We start from the raw sequence: 20359 nt of genomic DNA on the forward strand, positions 1-20359 counted from the left end.
ATATTTAAAATAAATAATAATTATTTATATAATTTACTAAAAGAATTTATTATAATTTAATTTATTATTAATAAAATAATATTTTAAACTTAAATTATATAAATTTTTTAATATATTGAAATTCAGGGAAAAATAATGTTACAAAAAGAAATTATTATTCATAATAATCATGGTTTTCACACTCGTCCAGCAGCAATCTTTGTAAAAGAAGCTAAAAATTTTATATCAGATATTACAATTACATCTAAAGGGAAAACAGTAAATGCTAAAAGTTTATTTAAAATACAAACTTTAGGATTAACTAAAGGAACTTTAATTATTTTAAAAACTTCAGGAATAGATGAAAAAAATGCTATAGAACATTTGACTAAAATTATTCAAAAATTATAAAAAATTTTTTAGTTTTATAAAATATAATTTTTAAAATTATTTCTCTAATTAAATTAATTAGTAATATATAAAATTATTTAAATTTTATTTTATTAATATTTAATATAAAATTATTATATAATTAATAGAGGTAAAAAATATGATTTCAGGAATTTTAGCTTCTCCTGGTATTTCTTTTGGTAAAGCTTTTTTATTAAAAAAAGATAATATTATTATTAATCGTAATAAAATTACTGATAATCAAATTAATATAGAAATTAATAAATTTTTAAATAGCCAGAAAAAATCTATAAAACAAATAGAAAAAATAAAAGAAAAATTATTACAGGATTTAAATTCTGAAAAAGAATTAATTCTTGATGGACATATTCTTTTTTTAGAAGATGAAGAAATGACAAAAGAAATTATTTTTTTAATAAAAAATAATTTATTATCAGCAGATGCTGCTGTAGATTCAGTAATAAAATCTCAAATTAAAATATTAGAAAATTTAAATGATAAGTATTTAAAAGAAAGAATTATTGATATAAAAGATATTGGAGATCGTTTAGTAAAAAACATTTTAAATTTAAATATTCTTAATTTAAATGAAATAAGTGAAAAAGTAATTTTAATTGCAAAAGATCTTACACCATCAGAAACAGCTCAGTTAAATTTAAAAAAAATTTTAGGTTTTATTACTGATTTAGGAAGTAAAACTTCTCATACAGCTATAATGGCACGTTCATTAGAAATACCAGCTATTGTTGGTACCGGTAATATAACTACTAAAGTTAAAACAAATGATTATATTATTTTAGATAGTATTAATAATTCTATTTATATAAATCCTTCTATTAATAAAATTAAAGAAAAAAAAATATTATATAATAAATATATAATAGAAAAAGAAAAATTTAAAAAAAATAGTAATTTACCAGCTAAAACTAAAGATAATTATCAAGTTAAAATATGTGCTAATATAGGATCATTAAAAGAATTAAATAATGTTATTAAAAATGGTGCTGACGGTATTGGATTATATAGAACAGAATTTTTATTTATGAATCGTAATTCTTTACCTACAGAAGAAGAACAATTTTATATTTATAAATCTATAGCTAAAAGTATGAGTAATAAATCAGTTATTATTAGAACTATGGATATAGGAGGTGATAAAAAAATTCCATATATGAATTTACCTAAAGAAGAAAATCCATTTTTAGGCTATAGAGCGATTAGAATAAGTATAGATCGTAAAGATATTTTACATACACAATTAAGAGCTATTCTAAGAGCTTCTATTTTTGGGAAATTATATATAATGTTTCCTATGATTATTTCAGTAGAAGAAGTTTTATTCTTAAAAGAAGAATTAAATTTTTTGAAAAAACAATTACAAAAACAAAAATATAATTTTAATAAAAATATTCCTATAGGAATAATGATAGAAACACCTGCCTCAGCTATAATAGCTCATTATTTAATAAAAGAAATAGATTTTTTTAGTATAGGAACTAATGATTTAACTCAATATACATTAGCTGTGGATCGAGGAAATGATTTAATTTCGCATTTATATAATCCTATTCATCCTGCTATATTATTTTTAATTAAGAAAGTAATAGATGCTTCACATGCAGAAGGAAAATGGACAGGAATGTGTGGAGAATTAGCAAGTGATGAATGTTTTATACCTGTATTATTAGGAATGGGGTTAGATGAACTTAGTATGAGTGCTATTTCTATCCCAAAAATCAAAAATATTATTCGTAATATAGAAATAAGAAAAGTAAAAGAATTAGTTAATGATGTTTTATTACAACCTACAATTAAAAATATTAAGAATTTATTATTAAAATTTAATAAAAAAAATAATTTTTCTAAAGGGTAATCAAATGAATATTTTTTCTAATTTTTTTAAAAAAAAACAAAAAAAAATTGAAATTACTAAAATATTTGCTCCTATTTCAGGAAATATAATAGATATAGAAAAAGTTCCTGATGTTGTATTTTCAGATAAAATTGTAGGAGATGGTGTTGCTATTAATCCTACTGGTAATATTATAGTTGCTCCTATTGATGGAATTATTGGTAATATTTTTGAAACTAATCATGCTTTTTCAATAAAAACATTAAATGGGATAGAATTATTTGTGCATTTTGGTATTGATACAGTAAATTTAAAAGGTCTAGGATTTATAAGAAAATTTGATTTAAAAAAAAATAATGTAGTTAAAAAAGGTGAAATCATTATTGAATTAGATTTGAATTTTTTAAAAAAAAAAGCTAAATCTATATATACTCCAGTAATAATTTCTAATGTTGAAAAAATTAATAAAATAATAAAATATTCTGGAAATGTTATTGCTGGTATTGATCCTATTTTAAATGTTTATAAATAAAAAATTTTTAAAAAAGCATTTTTTAATAATAAAAAATAATTATTAAAAAATGTCATTTAAATATTTACAAACAAATATAAAATATTTAAAATAATTTTTTTATAAATGAATAAGACTATGTGTAATTGCAATTGCTAATGCATCAGCTTCATCTTTTTTTGGATAATAAGGTAATTTTAATAACATAAAAACTGCGTCTTGTATTTGTTTTTTATTTGCATGTCCGAAACCGGTAATAGTCATTTTAACTTTACTTGCTGAATATTCAAATACATTAAGATTATGATTCACAGCTGAAATTATTGCCGCACTTCTTGCATGTCCTAATTTTAATGCAGAATCTGCATTTTTAGACATAAAAATTTGTTCTATAGCAAAATTATCAGGTTTAAATTTTTTTATTATTTTACTTATATCTTTATAAATCATTTTTAATCTTGTAGGAAAATTATTAATTTTAAAAGTTAAAATACAACCACTATTAATATAAATTATTTTATTTTTAAATTTTTTAATTAAACCATATCCTGTAATTCTAGATCCTGGATCAATACCTAAAATTATTTTCATAATATTTTATTTTTTTTATTATAAGAAAATATTTGTTTACTAAATTTCAGCATCATGATAAACATTTTTTATATCTTCACATTTTTTACATAAAGATAAAAAATCAATTAATTTATTTTTTGTTAAAACATTTATTTTTTTTTTTATAAATGGTTTAATAATTAATTTAATTTTTATGGGTTTTATTTTAAAATTTTTTATTTCTTTAGTAAGAATTTTATATCTTTTTTTTGAAAAAATTATTTGAATAATTTTTTTATTCAAAAGAATATCTTCTGCTTTTAATTTTTCTGCTATATCAATAATATCATTTAAGTTATTTTTATATAAATATGAAATAAAAATTTTTTTTTTAAATATATAACTAACTGCACCTTGTGGTTTTAAATTACCTCCAATCTTATTTAAAATATTACGTATAAAAGAAACAGTTCTATTATTATTATCTGTTAAACATGAAATCATTATTGCAATATTATCAGGACCATAACCTTCATAATAAATTTCTTTTAGTTTTTTATTATCTTTTTTTTTTTCCAAAATATTATTAATTACTGATCTACTCATATTAACTGATAATGCTTTTTCGATAATTAAACGTAATTTAGAATTATATTTTGGATTTATATTTTTACTAATTTTGATTACTGAATGTAATTCTTTAATAATTTTAGAAAAAATTTTATCTTTTTTATTATCTTGAGATGCTTTACGATAACGCATATTAGACCATTTACTATGTCCAGACATAAAATAATATTCCTTTTATTATTATTTTTAAATCAATATCATAAGTAGGATAATCCTAAATCTTTTAAAAGATTAAAATTAATTTTATTAGGAGCTTGAGTTAATAAACAATTTGCTGATGTAGTTTTTGGAAAAGCAATAACATCACGAATATTATTCGTATTAGTTAATAACATAATTAATCTATCTAATCCCAAAGCTATTCCTATATGTGGAGGTGTACCAAATTTTAAAGCTTCTAAAAAAAAACCAAAATTCTTTTTTTGCATTGATTCATTCATTTTAAGAAAATTAAATATTTTTTTTTGTATTTTATAATTATTAATTCGTGAAGAACCACTTCCTATTTCATAACCATTAATTACTAAATCATATGATTCAGATATTATTTTGTAAGGATTTTCTTTTAAAAAAAGATCTATATTTTTTATAAAATGATTTTTAGGTGATGTAAATGGATGATTCATAGAAACTAATTTACCTATTTTATCTTTTTTAAATAAAGGAAAATCAATTATCCATAATGGATACCATTTATTTTTTTCAATAAGATTGAAATCTTTTCCTAATTTTTTGCGTAAATGTCCCATAGAGGAAATATTATCATTGATAATTTCAGTTCCAATAAAAATAATATCATTGTGATCACATTTATTTATTTTAATAAAATCTTCAATTTGTCTATTAGTTAAATCAATAATAAAATTATCTTTTATATTTAAGATATTTATCAACTTATTATTATTTACTTGAAATATATTTAAATCATTTGTACCATATTTTTTAATATAACATATATATTTTTCTAAATCTTTTATTTTTAAATTAGATAAATATCTATTTTTAATAGAAATTGAAATTATTCTATTTTTATTTTTTTTAATAAAAAAATTATTTAAATCTATAAGTTTTAATTTATTTCTTAAATCAGGTTTATCTGTACCATAATATTGCATTGATTTTTTAAAAGTTAATACTTTAAATTTATTTAAAGATATTTTTTTTATATTTTTCCATATATAAAAAATCATTTTTTCTATAAAATTTCTAAATACTTTTGAATTTATAAAAGATATTTCTATATCAATTTGTGTAAATTCTGGTTGACGATCTGAACGTAAATCTTCATCACGAAAACATTTCGCAATTTGATAATAACGATCTAATCCAGAAATCATTAATAATTGTTTGAAAATTTGTGGAGATTGAGGTAATGCATAAAAATTATGTTTATGTATTCTACTTGGTACTAAATAATCTCTTGATCCTTCTGGTGTTGAATTTGTTAAAATAGGAGTTTCAATATTTAAAAAATTATTTTTTTCTAGAAAATTTCTAATATAACTTACTACAATAGATCTTTTTTTTAAAATTTTAATCATTTTCATTTGTCTTAAATCTAAATATCGATATTTTAATCTAGTTTCTTCAGTATTAATCATATTAATATCAATAGGTAATGATTTAGATTTGTTAAGTATAATTATACTAAATACAATAATTTCTATTTCACCAGTAAATAAATTTAAATTTTTATTTTTTTTTGTTCTTTCTACTATTTTACCTTTAATTTTTACACAAAAATTATTACGTAGTTTACTTGCTAAACTATAAGCTATTTTATATTGAGGTTTAAATACTGCTTGAATAACACCTTCTCTATCTTTTAAATTAATAAAAATTAATTTTCCTAAATTTCTATAACTATCTACCCAACCATAAAGAATAATTTCCTTATTTATATATTTTTTATTAATTTCCCCACAGTAAATTTTTTTTTTCATTCATAAATCCTATATTTTAAAAATATTTGTTAAATATTTATATTATTTATGTATAAAATATATTTTAATAATTGAATTTAAATATATATAATTTTATATAAAAATATTTATTCTTTTAAAAAGAATTATTTAAAAATTATGAAAATTTTAAAAATATTAATTTTAATAATTATAAAATCACATAAAATTTTTTTAAAAAATATGATATTTTATTAGATAGTTTAATTATTTTATTTAAATTAAATATTTTAAAATTTAAATTACATATTTAAAATTAGTTAATTATATCAATAAAAAATAAAAAAATATATTTTTATATTTTAAAAAAAAATAATATAAAATTTTATTTATAAAATAAATATATACTTAATATATTAAGAATAATTATATTTATAATTAATATATTATTAAAATAATAAAAATAGGAAATATATGAATATAAAAAAAATTCTTTCTAAGAAAATTCATAAATCTATGGTTAAAATAGGTATTCCAGAAAAATATAATGTAATATTACGTTCATGTAAAAAAAAAGAATTAGGACATTATCAAATTAATGGAATTATATCTGCAGCTATTCATTTAAAAATTAAACCTAATGATTTAGCTCTTAAATTAGTTAAAAATTTGAATATAAAAACAATAATATCTAAGATTACAATATCTAATTTAGGATATATTAATCTTTTTATTAATAAACATTGGTTATCAAATCAAATTAATTTATTAATAAATTCTCAAAAATTAGGATTAACAGAAAAAATTATATCAGAAAATATTGTTATTGATTATTCAAGTCCTAATATAGCAAAAGAAATGCATGTTGGACATTTAAGATCTACAATTATAGGAGATTGTATTGTAAGAATTTTATCTTTTGTTGGTCATAATGTTATAAAATCCAATCATATTGGTGATTGGGGAACAAATTTTGGAATACTTATAGCTTTTTTAAAATTAAAAAATAAAAAAACAAACTTATTACTTTCTGATATAGAAAAATTATATAAACAGGCTCAAAAAAAATATGTTAAAGATATAAATTTTGCAAAAAAAGCTAGATTATATGTAGTAAAATTACAAAAAAAAGATATTTCTTGTTTTAAGATATGGCAAAAAATAGTTAATATTACTATGAATTATAATTACCAATTATATAAAAAACTTAATATTAAACTTACATATCATGATACTATGGGAGAAAGTATATATAATGATATGTTATCTGATTTAATTATAGATTTAAAAAAAAAAGGTATAGCTATTAATAATAATGGAACTGTTATTATCCCTATAAAGGGAGAAAAAAATATAAAAGGAGAATTAATGGCTGTTATTATTCAGAAAAAAGATGGAGCATATCTTTATGCTACAACAGATATTGCATGTATTAAATATCGTTATGAAAAATTTAAAGCAAATAGAATTATTTATTATGTAGATTCTCGTCAAAAACAGTATTTAAAACAAATTTTTCAAATAGCTAAAAAAGCAAAATATGTTCCTTCAAATATAAAATTAGAACATCATATGTTCGGTATGATTTTAAATAAAAATAATAAACCTTTTAAAACAAGAGAAGGAGAAAATATAAAATTAAATGATTTAATAACTGAATCAGTTATAAGAGCTAAAAATATCATTCTTAAAAAGAATCCTTCTATTAAAAAAGAAATATTAGAAGATTTATCCTTTAAAATTGGAATTGGAGCAATAAAATATGCTGATTTATCTAAAAATAGAATAAATAATTATATTTTTAGTTGGAATAAAATGTTATCTTTAGATGGTAATACATCTTTATATATTCAATATGCATATGTAAGAGCTATTTCTTTATTAAAGAAATCAAATATTAATTTAAAAAATTTTTTAAATTCAGAAATTAATTTTATAAATCATTATGAAGTTAATTTAGCTATATCATTTTTAGATTTTGAAGAAATTATTTTTAAAATTGTTAAAAAAGGTACTCCACACATATTATGTAATTGGTTATATAAAATTACAGTATTATTTACTCTATTTTATGAAAATTGTAATATTTTAAATCTTAAGGATCATATACTAAAAATTAGTAGATTAAAAATAGTTTTTTTAACATCGTTATTTTTAAAAAGAGGATTATATTTATTAGGTATTAAAACTATAAAAAAAATATAAAAAATATTAATAATAAATATATTTTTTTTTTTTTTAATACTATTATTTAATATTATTTTATATAAAAATTTTATTTTACATAATTTATGTTTAAAAAAAAAGTAATTATTGCAATGTCTGGTGGTATAGATTCTTCTTTTTCTGCCTGGTTATTAAAAAAACAGAATTATCAGGTAGAAGGATTATTTATGAAAAATTGGGAAGAGGATGATACAAATAATATTTGTAATATCGAAAAAGATTTATATGATGCAGAAGTAATTTGTAAAAAATTAAAAATTCCTTTACATAAAATTAATTTTTCATCAGAATATTGGGATTATGTATTTCAAAAATTTATTTCTGAATATAAAAAAGGAAATACACCAAATCCTGATATTTTATGTAATAAAATTATTAAATTTAAATATTTTATGAATTTTGCTATTAATCATTTAGGAGCTGATTTTATTAGTACAGGTCACTATGTACGTTGTAAAAAAATAAAAAATAATTTTTTTTTATTAAGGGGAATAGATTCTAATAAAGATCAAAGTTATTTTTTATATACAATTAAAGAAAAACAATTAAAAAAGATTTTGTTTCCTATTGGAGGTTTAAAAAAAACTGAAGTAAGATATTTTGCTAATAAACTTAAATTTATCAATGCTAATAAAAAAGATTCTACAGGAATTTGTTTTATAGGAGAAAAAAAATTTCCAAATTTTTTAAATAAATATATATCTTCTCCATCAGGAGATATAATTAATATTCATGGACAAATTATAGGTAAACATAAAGGATTAATTCATTATACTATAGGACAAAGAAAAGGTATTGGAGTAGGAGGATCTATATTTTATGAAAATAAACCATGGTATGTTTATAAAAAAAATATAAAAAAAAATACCTTAGTTGTAATACAAGATAGACAAAATTTATATTTATATTTTATTGGTTTAATAGTAAAAAAAATTACTTGGATAAATTTTATTCCTAAAAATTTTGAAAAAAAATGTACAATCAAAACTAGATATCGACAAAAAGATATTAAATGTAAAATTATTTTTTTAAATAATAATAGAATTAAGGTATATTTTTATACCCCTATTTCTAGTATTACAAAAGGACAATCGGCTGTATTTTATTATGGAAAAATTTGTTTAGGAGGTGGAATTATTGAAAAAGGTATTCCATTAATTTAACTAAAATAAATTTAATATTTTAAAATTATTATTTTAATAATATAAATAAATAATTAAACAAAAAATAATATTTTATAAAATAGAGTATTATTATGGAAAAAAAATCTTTTAAAAAAATATTAATTAATTTAATTAATATTAATAAATCTTTTTCAGGAAAAAAAATTATTTCTAATTTAAATTTAAATATAAATGATGGAGAATTTATTACTTTATTAGGACCTTCTGGTTCTGGAAAAACAACTATTATCCGTTTAATAGCAGGTTTGGAAAAAGTAGATAGTGGCTCTATTATTCTTAATAAAAGAGAAATAACACAATATCCAGCAGAAAAAAGACAAATAAACACTGTTTTTCAAAGCTATGCATTATTTCCTCATATGTCCGTATTTGATAATATAGCTTTTGGATTAAAAATGCAAAAAAAAACATATAAAGAAATAATTGATAAAGTTGAAAAAATTTTAGATATAGTACAATTAAAAAAATTTATAAATAGAAAACCTCATGAATTATCTGGAGGCCAACAACAAAGAGTTGCTATAGCAAGAGCTGTAATTAATCAACCTAGAATATTATTATTAGATGAATCATTATCAGCTTTAGATTATAGATTACGTAAAAAAATGCAAAATGAACTTAAAGCATTACAAAGACAATTAGGTATTACATTTATATTAGTTACACATAATCAAGAAGAAGCTTTAAGTATATCAGATCGTATTATTTTATTACGTAATGGAAAAATAGAACAAGATGGGACACCTAGAGAAATATATGAAGAACCTAAAAATTTATTTGTTGCTAAATTTATAGGAGATATAAATATATTTAATGCTTTTATTTTAAAAAAAATACATAATAATCAAGTATTAGCTAATTTAGAAGGTTATATATGTAATATTCATGTCCCATTCCCAGTTATTATTGGAGAAAAAATACATGTATTATTAAGACCTGAAGATTTAAGAATTAAAGAAATTGATAATAAAACAAATTTAACTACAGGTTTAATTGGATATATAAAAGAAAAAAATTATAAAGGTATGACTTTAGAATCTACATTAAAATTAAAAAATGGTAAAATTATTACTGTAAGTGAATTTTTTAATGAAAATGATCCTTGTTTTGATCATTCTTTAAATCAAAAAATGTTAATAAATTGGGTCGAAACATGGGAGGTTGTATTACCTTATGAAAAAAATAATGGAATATACTAAAAATATTACAATTTTTATAATTATAAGTTGGTTATTATTATTTATTTTATTACCTAATATAATGATAATTATAATCAGTTTTTTAAAAAAAGGAAATTATAATTTAATTAGGTTTAAATTTTCTTTTAATAATTATCTAAATTTATTAGATTTCTTATATATTAAAGTATTTATAAATTCTTTTTTTATTTCATTAATTACAACAATAATATGTTTTATAATAGGTTATCCATTTGCATGGTGTTTAACAAAAATATCTGCTCAAAAAAAATCTTTAATGTTATTTTTTTTATTTTTACCTTTTTGGGTTAATTCATTAATTAGAATATATTGTTTAAAAATATTTTTAGGAATTAATGGATGTTTAAATAACATTTTACTTTATTTTAAAATTATTAAAGATCCTATTCATATAATTTATACTCCTACTGCTGTAATACTAGGATTAATATATATTTTATTACCTTTTATGATTGTACCTATATATTCTAGTTTTGAAAAACTAGATCGTTTTTGGATAGAAGCGGCAAAGGATTTAGGAGCACAATCCTGGAAAATATTTCTTTATATAATTATTCCTTTAACTACATCAGGAATTATTGCAGGATGTCTTTTAGTTTTTTTATCTAGTATGGGTATGTTTTATATTTCCGATTTAATGGGTGGATCAAAAAATTTGCTAATAGGAAATATTATTAAAAATCAATTTTTAAATATTAGAGATTGGCCATTAGGAGCAGCAACAAGTACAATAGTGACATTATTTACGGGTATTTTTTTAATATTATATTTTAAAACTATTAAATTTTTAGATAAAAAGGAATTTAAAAAAAATGTTTAAATATATCTGTAGAATTATTTTTATAAATCTTATTTATTTTTGTTTTTATATACCTATTATATTATTAATAATAAATTCTTTTAATAAATCTAATTTTGGTATTATATGGCAAGGATTTAGTATAAAATGGTATCAATTAATTATCCATAATTATGCATTATTAGAAGTTACATATCATTCTTTATGTATTGGTATGCTTACTGCTACTATTACGACTTTCATGGGATTATTAACTGCATTATCGTTATACCATTTTAATATTCATATTAAATCTTTTATAAATATTTTATTATTTATAGTAATTATTTCTCCTGATATTGTAATGGGTATTTCTTTATTATTATTATTTATTTTATTAAATTTATCTTTAGGTTTTTGGTCTTTATTATTTTCACATATTACATTTTGTTTACCATATGTCGTTATTAATATTTATTCAAGATTAGAAGATTTTGATAATCGTATGATAGAAGCTGCAAAAGATTTAGGTGCTAGTGAAATAATTATTTTAATAAAAATTATATTTCCTATAATATTACCAACCATTATTTCAAGTTGGTTATTAAGTTTTGCTTTATCTATGGATGATATAACAATATCAACTTTTGTAACAGGACCAGAATATGAAATACTTCCATTAAAAATTTATTCAATGTCAAAAATAGGAATTACTCCTGAAATTAATGTTTTAGCAACAATATTAATAATAATATCTTTATTTTTAGTAATTATAAGTAGAATTATTTTAGGAAGATATAAAACATATAATCAAATTACATCTTTTTTAGAATAATTTTTTTTATTTTAAATAAAAAATAATTATTTTTGACATTTATAACAAAAAAATGTACTTCTATTTCTTTGAAATATTCTAGTAATTTTATTTTTACATATTTTACATAATTTATCTTTTTTTCCATATACAAAAAAATATTTGGAAAAATTTCCAATATTATTATTAGGTAATTTATAATTACAGATAGTAGAACCTCCATATTTGATTGATTTATATAAAATATTTTTTATATTTTTTACTAAAATTGTAATTTCTTTAAAATTTAAAGTATTAGAAATACGAACAGGTGATATTTTTGATAAAAATAAAGACTCATTAGCATATATATTGCCTATTCCTGTTACAATTTTATTATCCATTAATAATATTTTTATAGCAATATTTTTTTTTTTTGTAAAATTGTATAAATACAAATTATTAAATTTAGTTGTTAATGGTTCAGTTCCTAATTTTTTTAAAAATACATTTTTTTTATAATTTTTGATTTCCCATAACCAAAATCCAAATTTTCTAACATCTGTATATCTTAAAATTAAATTATTATCTATAATTAGATCAATATGATCATGTTTACTATAAAAAATATTATCATTTTTATTTAAAATACATAATTTTCCTGTCATACCTAAATGAATAATAATTGTATTTTTTAATAAAATTATGATAATATATCTACCTCTTCTTTTAATATCTAAAATTTTTTGATTATTTATTTTAATAATATTATTAGGAATAATATATTTTAATTTTTTAGTTCTAATTATAGAATAATTGATTATTTTCTCCTTTAAATAAGGTAGAATCATATTTTTAATCACTTCTACTTCAGGTAATTCAGGCATAAGTTTTATTTACCAACACAAAATTGTGAAAAAATATTATTTAATAAATCTTCAGAATAAAATTTTCCTGTAATAGAATCTAATTCTTTCTGTATTAATTTAAAATCTTCAGATAAAAACTCTATCGAATTTGTATTTAAAAAATTATTTTTTCCTATTATAAGATATTTATAAATAGATTTTAATGAGTTTAAATATCTTTCTCTAGCTGTAAATTGATCTTCATTTGTATTTATATTTATAATTTTTTTCTTAATAAAATCCATTAATATTGATATACCTTTTTTTTTTTTAATAGATATTTTTATAACTGTATATTTATTATTATTGTCATATATTATTTCTGGTATATTATTTGTTATATCTATTTTATTACGTATAATGATAATAGGAATATTTTTGATAAAATTTTTTAAATATTTTTTAATAATTTTATTTAAATTTTTTTTTGACATTTGATCTTCTATTACTAAAAATAAGTAATTAGAACTTTTAATTTTTTCAAAAGTTTTTTTAATACCTAAAATTTCAATTTGATTACTGGTATCTCTAATTCCTGCAGTATCTATAATTTCAATAGGGACTGAATTTATATAAATATTTTCATGTAAAATATCTCTAGTTGTTCCTGGAATATTAGTTACTATAGAAATATTTTTATTAGTAATTAAATTCATTAAACTAGATTTTCCAGAATTTGGTGGTCCAATTAATATTATTTTAATTCCTTCTTTAATTCTAATACCATCTTCTACATATTTTATAATACTTGTTAAAAATATTAATAATTTTTCTATTTTTTTTAAGATTTCTTTAAAAAAAATAGAAAATTTAATTTTATAATCAAATTCAAGAAAAGATTCTAATTGTACTCTTAAATTAATAATAATTTTTGTAAGTTTTTTCAATAAAAATGAAAATTTACCATTCATTAAATTCATTGCTGAAAAGATAGCTGATTTGGAATTAGCTGAAATAATATCAGAGATTGCTTCTGCTTGAGTTAAATCAAATTTTTTATTTAAAAATGCTCGTTTAGAAAATTCTCCTGGAGAAGCGATTCTAATTCCAGAAATATTTAAGATATCATTTATTAATAAATCTAATAATATAGAATTTCCATGACATTGTAATTCTAAAATATCTTCTCCGGTAAAAGAATTAGGTTTTGGAAACCATAATGCTATACCTTTATCTATAATTTTATTCTTATAAAAAAAAGGTAAATAAGATGCATATCTTGGTTTTAAATATTTTAATTTTAATATATATTTTATTACATCTATTGCTTTATCACCAGATATTCTTATAACTCCTATACTACCTTGACCTGAAGGAGTTGCTTTAGCTATTATTGTATATTTTTGTTGTTTTTCCATGATTTAATAGTATTTTTTATTTATTTTATAAAAAATCCATTTTTGTTGTAAAATGGTGATTATATTATTTATTATATAATATAAAACTAATCCAGAAGGAAGCCATAAAAAAAACAAACTAAAAATAATAGGAATTATATATGTTAATTTTTCTTGTATAGAATCATTATCAAAATTATTTTGAGAAATTTTTTGAATTATTAACATAGTGATACTCATTATTATTGGCAAAATATAATATGGATCTTCCGATGATAAATCTTTAATCCATAAAATAAATGGAGCATGTCTTAGTTCTATAGAATTAGTTAACATATAGTATAAAGCTAAAAAAATTGGCATTTGTATAATAAAAGGAATAAATCCAGATAATGGATTTAAATTTTCTTTTTTATATAATAAAATTATTTCTTTACTAAAACGTTCTTTATCATTATTAAAATTTTTTTTAATTTTTTTAATTTTTGGTTGTAAAAAATTCATTTTAGCTATAGCAATATATTGTTGTTTAGATAATGGATATGTGATAATTCTGATAAATATTGTAATAATAATTATCGAAAAACCCCAATTTCCTATTATATTAAATAATAAATTTAATAATTTAAATAATGGTTTAGATAAAAATCCTAAAAAACCATAATCTACTGTTAGATCTAAAAAAGGTGTAATTTTAGACATTTTTTCTTGAATCTTAGGACCTATCCATAATTTAGATAAAAAAATATGATTTTTTTTTGGAAAAATTAAATAATAAGAAGATTTAAAACCAACACTAATAATATTAGTAGATATTTTTTTTATATATATATTATTTTTTCTAGAAAAATCAGAAATAATCCAAACTGAAGCAAAATATTTTTGTAATATAGCTATCCAGCCATGATGAGTATTAATATTTATTTTTTTATTTTTTAATATATTAGAAAATTTATATTTTTTGAATTTATTATTATCTGTAGAAATAGCTACATTATTAAAAGTATTGACTGAAATATTATTATGTGTTTTATCTAGATATTTTTTAGGTGTATTACTAGATTTATCTATTTGTCCAAATATACCTATATTAATAGGTTTTTTACTTTGATTAAATATTTGATGATTAATTTTTATTAAATAATTTCCTTTTATAAAGGTAAATATTTTAATATATAAAATATTTTTTTTTAAAAAAAATAAAGGTATTTTTAATATATTTTTATTTTTTTTTAATTTAAAATTATATGATTTTGAAAAAAATTTAATATTTTTATTAAAAAATTGATCTTTTTTAAGATTACTCTTTTGTATTATACCACTTTTTATTTGATATAAAAAATCAGAATTTTTTTTTAATAAAGTAAAAAATTTTTTAGAATGTAATTTATCTAAATAATCTAATAGCTGTACTTTTTCAATAGTACCTCCATAAGGATTAATTTTTAAAATAAATTTATCAGTTTTAATTAAAATATTATTATGTTTAATAATATTAGAAAATATTCCATATTTATTATTTGTATTTATTATACTTTTATTAATAATTTCCCTTTTATTATTTTCCATATAATTATGTATTTTTTGCCAATTACTTAAAACAATAAAACTAAATAAACAAAAAATAATTACAATAATATTATTTTTTGAATTCATTATTTTATGCTCATTTTAATTTATTACTAGTAAAAATTAATTATAACTTAAAATTCATAATTAGTTTAAATTTTATTTAAAAAATAAAAATAAATAGTTATTTTAAAATAACTTGTTTTTTTTTGAAAAAATTCCATATTTTTTCTAAATATTTTTTCAAACAAAAATTATTTTTTTTTAAAATATTTTTATTATTTACAAATATAATATAATCCATATTTACAAATAAATATTGATTTAAACGAAAATACTCACGAATAATTCTTTTTAATTTATTTCTTATATTTGTTTTATTAATAATTTTTTTAGGTATAATTATACCTATACGAGAATATTTTATTCTATTTTTTTTACTTAAAATAGTATAATATTTATTATATAATTTAATAGGATTATTAAATACAAGATTAAAATTTAATGAAGTTAATCGTTTTTTTTTAGAAAAATTGAAATTATTCATTTTTTATTTAATTGTTTTATCTGATATACTTAAACAAAAACGTTTTTTAGCACGACGACGATTTATGATTTGTCTTCCATTTTTTGTTTTCATTCTATGTCTAAATCCATGAGATCTTTTTCTTTTTAATATAGATGGTTGAAAAGTACGTTTCATAAAATTACACTTATAAAAATTTTATAATTTATTAATTATTACACAAAATTTATATTTTTTATATTATTTTTTTTTAAATTTTTAAAATTTTATTATTAGATTAATATATTAATTTTTAATAATTAAAAATTTAATTGTGTTATGATTATAAATAAATATTTTTTATTATAATTTTTTTATAAAATCAAAAAATGATAGAGAATAATATTCTTATTAATCGTGAATTACTAATTAAACCATTACAATATGTTACAAACATTATTAATACTAAATCTATATATCCAAATATAAATCATATTTTAATAGAAATTTTAAATAATGGTTTAATTTTTTTTAAAAGTACTAATTTAGAAATTGAAATTACATCATTTATTAAAAATTTAAATAATAAAAAAAAATATTCTATTATTATTCAAGGAAAAAAATTTTATAATATATGTCGTAGTTTACCTAAAAATCATAGAATAAATATATTATTTAGTAATAATAAAGCTATTATATCATCAAAAAATTGTAATTTTACTATATCTACTTTACCAGCAGAAAATTTTCCAACTATAGATTTTATAAAATCTGATATAGAATTTAGTCTTGAACATAAAACAATAAAAAAATTCATATATGCTACTTATTTTTCTATAGCAGATAATGATGTAAGGAAATATTTAAATGGATTATTATTACAAATAAAAAATAATATTTTAAATATTGTATCAACTGATGGACATAGATTATCTATTTATACTTGTAAAATAAATATAAAAATAATAGATTATTGTGTTATAATTCCTAAGAAAAGTATTTTTGAATTATCTAAATTAATCAATGATACTAATGAATTAATTAATATTAAAATTAATAAAAATAATATATGTTTTATTTTTAATAATTTAAAATTTATATCTAAATTAATTGAAAGTAATTTTCCTAGTTATGAAAAAATTATACCTAAAATTTTTTATAAAATTATTAAAATTAATCGTATAAAGTTAAAAAATGCTTTAAATAGAATTTCTATTCTAGTTAATGAAAGAACTAAGGGAGTAACCTTATCATTTAACAATAATTATTTAAAAATATTTAGTAGTAATATTCATAATGAAAAAGCTGAAGAAATATTAAAAATAGAAGAAGAATATAATAAGACAAAAGAATATAATATGAGTATATCTTTAAATATTAATTATTTAATTAATGTAGTTAATATATTAGAAAATGAAATTATTAAAATTTCTTTTATTAATAATATTTCTAGTATTCGAATAGAAAATGAATATAAAAAAAATAAAATTTATTTAATTATGCCAATGAAAATTTAAAATTATATAAATTTTTTATAAAAAAGGATTAAATTTGACAAATAAATATTATAATTCATCAAGTATCCAAATTTTAAAAGGACTAGATGCAGTAAAAAAAAGACCAGGAATGTATATTGGAAATACAGATGATGGTACAGGATTACATCATATGGTATTTGAAGTAATAGATAATGCTATAGATGAATCGTTATCTGGTTATTGTAAAAATATAAATGTAATTATTCATAATGATAATTCAATTTCTATAATTGATGATGGTAGAGGTATTCCTACAGGAATACATAAAGAAGCTCAAGTATCAGCAGCTGAAGTAATTATGACTATATTACATGCAGGAGGTAAATTTAATAATAAATCATATAAATTATCAGGAGGATTACATGGTGTAGGTATTTCTGTTGTTAATGCTTTATCTAAAAAATTAGAATTAATTATTAAAAGAAATGGTAAGTTATATAAACAATTATATTGTTATGGAATTCCACAAGAAAAATTAAAAAGTATTGGTATTACTACAACTACAGGTACTCATATTAGATTTTGGCCTAATTATAATATTTTTACTAATATTCAATCTTTTAATTATAAAATTTTATCTAAAAGATTAAGAGAACTATCTTTTTTAAATTCAGGATTATTAATTTCAATAACTGATATAAAAAATAATAAATCTAATTTATTTAAATATTATGGAGGTATAAAAGAATTTATTAAATATTTAAGTAAAAATAATAACATTATACATAAAAATATTTTTTATTGTTATAATAAAAATAACGAAATTAGTATAGAAGTTGTTATGCAATGGAATAATTCTTTTAAAGAAAAAATATATTGTTTTACTAATAATATACCCCAAGAAAATGGAGGGACTCATTTATCTGGATTAAAATCAGCTATAACACGTACAATTAATTTGTATATTGATAAAGAAAAATACAATAAAAAAAAAATATGTAATATAACAGGAGAAGATACTAGAGAAGGTTTAATAGCTATTATATCTATTAAAATTTCAAATCCTAAATTTTCTTCTCAAACTAAAGAAAAATTAATTTCATCTGAAATCAAATCTTTGGTAGAATGTTATGTGAATCAACAGTTAATGTTTTTTTTATTAGAAAATCCTAATGATGCTAAAAAAATAATAGAAAAAATTATACATGCAGCAAAAATAAGAGATATAGCTAGAAAAACAAAAGAAATAATAAAAAACCAAAACATTTTTAACATATCTAGATTACCAGGAAAATTATCTGATTGTCAAGAAAATAATCCTAAATTATCTGAAATTTATTTAGTAGAAGGAGATTCTGCTGGAGGATCAGCAAAACAAGGAAGAAATAGAAAAAATCAGGCAGTTTTACCCTTAAAAGGAAAAATTTTGAATGTAGAAAAAGCTGGATTTAATAAAATTATTTCTTCTCAAGAAATTATTATGTTGATTACTGCTTTAGGTTGTAATATTAATTCAGGAAAATACAATTTAGATAAATTAAGATATCATAATATTATTATTATGACAGATGCAGATGTAGATGGAGCACATATTCGTACTCTATTATTAACATTTTTTTATCGACAAATGCCTCAAATAATAGAAAAAGGATATATATATATAGCTCAACCACCACTATATAGAATTAAAAAAGGAAATAAAAAAATATATATTAAAAATAATGAAGAAATGGAAATTTATACACTAAATATAGCTTTAAATAAAGCTATATTTTTTTTTAAAAATTCACAAAAGATTTTATCAGATAAAAAATTATTTATTTTAATTAATGAATATAATTTAGTAAAAAAAATTATAAGATTTTCAAAATATATTTTTCCTAATAAAATATTATATGCTTTATTATATAATATAAAATTAGAAAAATTAAATGATTATAATCATGTAAAATTATGGTTAAATAATTTATTATTATTTTTAAATAAAAAATATATAAATATTAATTTTTCAGGAAATATAAATAAAAATATAAAAAAAAATATTTTTGAACTAATAATTTATGAAAATAAATATGGTAATATAAATAAATATTTTTTTAATTATGATTTTTTTATTAGTAATGAATATAAAAAAATTTGTTTATTAGGAAATCAATTAATATCTTTAAAAGATAAAAAAATTTTTCGTGTAAAAAAAGGAGAAAAATATAAAAATATCAAATCTTTTGAAGAGGGTATAGAATGGTTATTAAAAGAATCTAAAAAAAGTTTTACTATACAAAGATATAAAGGATTAGGTGAAATGAATCCAAATCAATTATGGGAAACAACTATGAATCCTTTAACTCGTAATATGTTAAAAGTAACAATTAAAGATGCATTAATAGCAGATAAATTATTTTCCACTCTTATGGGTGATGAAGTTGAACCTAGAAGATTATTTATAAAAAATAATGCTTTAAAAGTAACTAACATTGATTTTTAATAAAATAATTAAAAAAAGATAATATTTTTAGTATTTCTAT

Annotated in this window: 18 protein-coding genes; 10 read left to right on the plus strand and 8 right to left on the minus strand. The window is 18.1% G+C overall.

The window, feature by feature from the left end; translation table 11 throughout:
* Positions 1-135: 135 nt before the first annotated feature.
* From GJU02_RS02070 to crr, 3 genes are all read left to right on the plus strand, one after another.
* A complete protein-coding gene (locus GJU02_RS02070) occupies positions 136-390 on the plus strand; it encodes an HPr family phosphocarrier protein (RefSeq protein WP_168919419.1) in 255 nt (84 codons plus the stop codon).
* A 139-nt stretch (positions 391-529) separates the two neighbouring features.
* Positions 530-2263, plus strand: a complete 1734-nt coding sequence (gene ptsI / locus GJU02_RS02075; RefSeq protein WP_168919420.1) for a phosphoenolpyruvate-protein phosphotransferase PtsI — start codon at positions 530-532, stop codon at positions 2261-2263.
* 4 nt (positions 2264-2267) lie between these two features.
* Complete coding sequence (gene crr / locus GJU02_RS02080) at positions 2268-2774, plus strand: PTS glucose transporter subunit IIA (protein ID WP_168919421.1); 507 nt, start codon at positions 2268-2270, stop codon at positions 2772-2774.
* A 99-nt stretch (positions 2775-2873) separates the two neighbouring features.
* Here crr and ruvC read toward each other — a convergent pair whose 3' ends face one another.
* Genes ruvC through aspS form a run of 3 tightly spaced genes read right to left on the minus strand, consistent with a single transcriptional unit; the run spans position 2874 to position 5878 of the window.
* Positions 2874-3344 carry a crossover junction endodeoxyribonuclease RuvC gene (ruvC, locus tag GJU02_RS02085; protein ID WP_168919422.1) on the minus strand — a complete coding sequence of 157 codons (471 nt, stop codon included), beginning with the start codon at positions 3342-3344 and terminating at the stop codon, positions 2874-2876.
* 39 nt (positions 3345-3383) lie between these two features.
* The gene (locus GJU02_RS02090; protein ID WP_168919423.1) at positions 3384-4094 is read right to left on the minus strand and encodes a YebC/PmpR family DNA-binding transcriptional regulator; all 711 of its coding nucleotides are present in this window, start codon (positions 4092-4094) and stop codon (positions 3384-3386) included.
* 38 nt (positions 4095-4132) lie between these two features.
* Positions 4133-5878 carry an aspartate--tRNA ligase gene (gene aspS, locus GJU02_RS02095; protein WP_168919424.1) on the minus strand — a complete coding sequence of 582 codons (1746 nt, stop codon included), beginning with the start codon at positions 5876-5878 and terminating at the stop codon, positions 4133-4135.
* Between the two features lie 432 nt (positions 5879-6310).
* Between aspS and argS the strand changes: the two genes are divergently transcribed.
* The 5 genes from argS (at position 6311) to potC (ending at position 12079) form a co-directional block, all read left to right on the plus strand.
* Positions 6311-8041 carry an arginine--tRNA ligase gene (gene argS, locus GJU02_RS02100; RefSeq protein ID WP_168919425.1) on the plus strand — a complete coding sequence of 577 codons (1731 nt, stop codon included), beginning with the start codon at positions 6311-6313 and terminating at the stop codon, positions 8039-8041.
* Between the two features lie 86 nt (positions 8042-8127).
* A complete protein-coding gene (gene mnmA, locus GJU02_RS02105; RefSeq protein ID WP_168919426.1) occupies positions 8128-9225 on the plus strand; it encodes a tRNA 2-thiouridine(34) synthase MnmA in 1098 nt (365 codons plus the stop codon).
* 92 nt (positions 9226-9317) lie between these two features.
* Positions 9318-10445 carry a spermidine/putrescine ABC transporter ATP-binding protein PotA gene (potA, locus tag GJU02_RS02110; RefSeq protein ID WP_168919427.1) on the plus strand — a complete coding sequence of 376 codons (1128 nt, stop codon included), beginning with the start codon at positions 9318-9320 and terminating at the stop codon, positions 10443-10445.
* Entirely contained in the window at positions 10420-11286 is an 867-nt protein-coding gene (potB, locus tag GJU02_RS02115) for a spermidine/putrescine ABC transporter permease PotB (RefSeq protein WP_168919428.1), read from the plus strand. Before potA ends, potB begins: the two co-directional genes overlap by 26 nt.
* Entirely contained in the window at positions 11279-12079 is an 801-nt protein-coding gene (gene potC, locus GJU02_RS02120; protein WP_168919429.1) for a spermidine/putrescine ABC transporter permease PotC, read from the plus strand. The genes potB and potC overlap by 8 nt, the downstream gene beginning before the upstream one ends.
* 26 nt (positions 12080-12105) lie before the next feature.
* On the opposite strand, the gene mutM is transcribed toward potC, so the two are convergent.
* The 5 genes from mutM to rpmH form a co-directional block, all read right to left on the minus strand.
* Positions 12106-12924: a bifunctional DNA-formamidopyrimidine glycosylase/DNA-(apurinic or apyrimidinic site) lyase gene (mutM, locus tag GJU02_RS02125; RefSeq protein ID WP_168919430.1), complete on the minus strand. Its 819-nt coding sequence runs from the start codon at positions 12922-12924 to the stop codon at positions 12106-12108.
* Positions 12925-12929: 5 nt separating this feature from the next.
* Positions 12930-14303, minus strand: coding sequence for a tRNA uridine-5-carboxymethylaminomethyl(34) synthesis GTPase MnmE (mnmE, locus tag GJU02_RS02130; RefSeq protein ID WP_168919431.1), 1374 nt, complete (start codon positions 14301-14303; stop codon positions 12930-12932).
* A 3-nt stretch (positions 14304-14306) separates the two neighbouring features.
* On the minus strand, positions 14307-15938 hold the full coding sequence (gene yidC / locus GJU02_RS02135) for a membrane protein insertase YidC (protein ID WP_168919432.1): 1632 nt from the start codon (positions 15936-15938) through the stop codon (positions 14307-14309).
* A 97-nt stretch (positions 15939-16035) separates the two neighbouring features.
* Entirely contained in the window at positions 16036-16398 is a 363-nt protein-coding gene (rnpA, locus tag GJU02_RS02140; RefSeq protein WP_168919433.1) for a ribonuclease P protein component, read from the minus strand.
* A gap of 3 nt (positions 16399-16401) precedes the next feature.
* Complete coding sequence (gene rpmH / locus GJU02_RS02145) at positions 16402-16554, minus strand: 50S ribosomal protein L34 (RefSeq protein WP_168919434.1); 153 nt, start codon at positions 16552-16554, stop codon at positions 16402-16404.
* A gap of 191 nt (positions 16555-16745) precedes the next feature.
* Between rpmH and dnaN the strand changes: the two genes are divergently transcribed.
* Together dnaN and gyrB are read left to right on the plus strand one after the other, a co-directional pair.
* The gene (gene dnaN, locus GJU02_RS02150; protein WP_168919435.1) at positions 16746-17873 is read left to right on the plus strand and encodes a DNA polymerase III subunit beta; all 1128 of its coding nucleotides are present in this window, start codon (positions 16746-16748) and stop codon (positions 17871-17873) included.
* Between the two features lie 34 nt (positions 17874-17907).
* Complete coding sequence (gyrB, locus tag GJU02_RS02155) at positions 17908-20319, plus strand: DNA topoisomerase (ATP-hydrolyzing) subunit B (RefSeq protein WP_168919436.1); 2412 nt, start codon at positions 17908-17910, stop codon at positions 20317-20319.
* Positions 20320-20359 lie beyond the last annotated feature (40 nt).

It is taken from the genome of Enterobacteriaceae endosymbiont of Donacia thalassina (genome assembly GCF_012568245.1).
Taxonomy (GTDB): domain Bacteria; phylum Pseudomonadota; class Gammaproteobacteria; order Enterobacterales; family Enterobacteriaceae.

What these genes read in the sequence shown, in the direction of transcription:
- aspS (WP_168919424.1), bottom strand. Translation starts at nt 5,878, where the DNA reads ATGAAAAAAAAAATTTACTGTGGGGAAATTAATAAAAAATATATAAAT.
- crr (WP_168919421.1), top strand. Translation starts at nt 2,268, where the DNA reads ATGAATATTTTTTCTAATTTTTTTAAAAAAAAACAAAAAAAAATTGAA.
- GJU02_RS02090 (WP_168919423.1), bottom strand. Translation starts at nt 4,094, where the DNA reads ATGTCTGGACATAGTAAATGGTCTAATATGCGTTATCGTAAAGCATCT.
- rnpA (WP_168919433.1), bottom strand. Translation starts at nt 16,398, where the DNA reads ATGAATAATTTCAATTTTTCTAAAAAAAAACGATTAACTTCATTAAAT.
- mnmE (WP_168919431.1), bottom strand. Translation starts at nt 14,303, where the DNA reads ATGGAAAAACAACAAAAATATACAATAATAGCTAAAGCAACTCCTTCA.
- potC (WP_168919429.1), top strand. Translation starts at nt 11,279, where the DNA reads ATGTTTAAATATATCTGTAGAATTATTTTTATAAATCTTATTTATTTT.
- argS (WP_168919425.1), top strand. Translation starts at nt 6,311, where the DNA reads ATGAATATAAAAAAAATTCTTTCTAAGAAAATTCATAAATCTATGGTT.
- dnaN (WP_168919435.1), top strand. Translation starts at nt 16,746, where the DNA reads ATGATAGAGAATAATATTCTTATTAATCGTGAATTACTAATTAAACCA.
- GJU02_RS02070 (WP_168919419.1), top strand. Translation starts at nt 136, where the DNA reads ATGTTACAAAAAGAAATTATTATTCATAATAATCATGGTTTTCACACT.
- mutM (WP_168919430.1), bottom strand. Translation starts at nt 12,924, where the DNA reads ATGCCTGAATTACCTGAAGTAGAAGTGATTAAAAATATGATTCTACCT.
- rpmH (WP_168919434.1), bottom strand. Translation starts at nt 16,554, where the DNA reads ATGAAACGTACTTTTCAACCATCTATATTAAAAAGAAAAAGATCTCAT.
- potB (WP_168919428.1), top strand. Translation starts at nt 10,420, where the DNA reads ATGAAAAAAATAATGGAATATACTAAAAATATTACAATTTTTATAATT.
- mnmA (WP_168919426.1), top strand. Translation starts at nt 8,128, where the DNA reads ATGTTTAAAAAAAAAGTAATTATTGCAATGTCTGGTGGTATAGATTCT.
- potA (WP_168919427.1), top strand. Translation starts at nt 9,318, where the DNA reads ATGGAAAAAAAATCTTTTAAAAAAATATTAATTAATTTAATTAATATT.
- yidC (WP_168919432.1), bottom strand. Translation starts at nt 15,938, where the DNA reads ATGAATTCAAAAAATAATATTATTGTAATTATTTTTTGTTTATTTAGT.
- ptsI (WP_168919420.1), top strand. Translation starts at nt 530, where the DNA reads ATGATTTCAGGAATTTTAGCTTCTCCTGGTATTTCTTTTGGTAAAGCT.
- ruvC (WP_168919422.1), bottom strand. Translation starts at nt 3,344, where the DNA reads ATGAAAATAATTTTAGGTATTGATCCAGGATCTAGAATTACAGGATAT.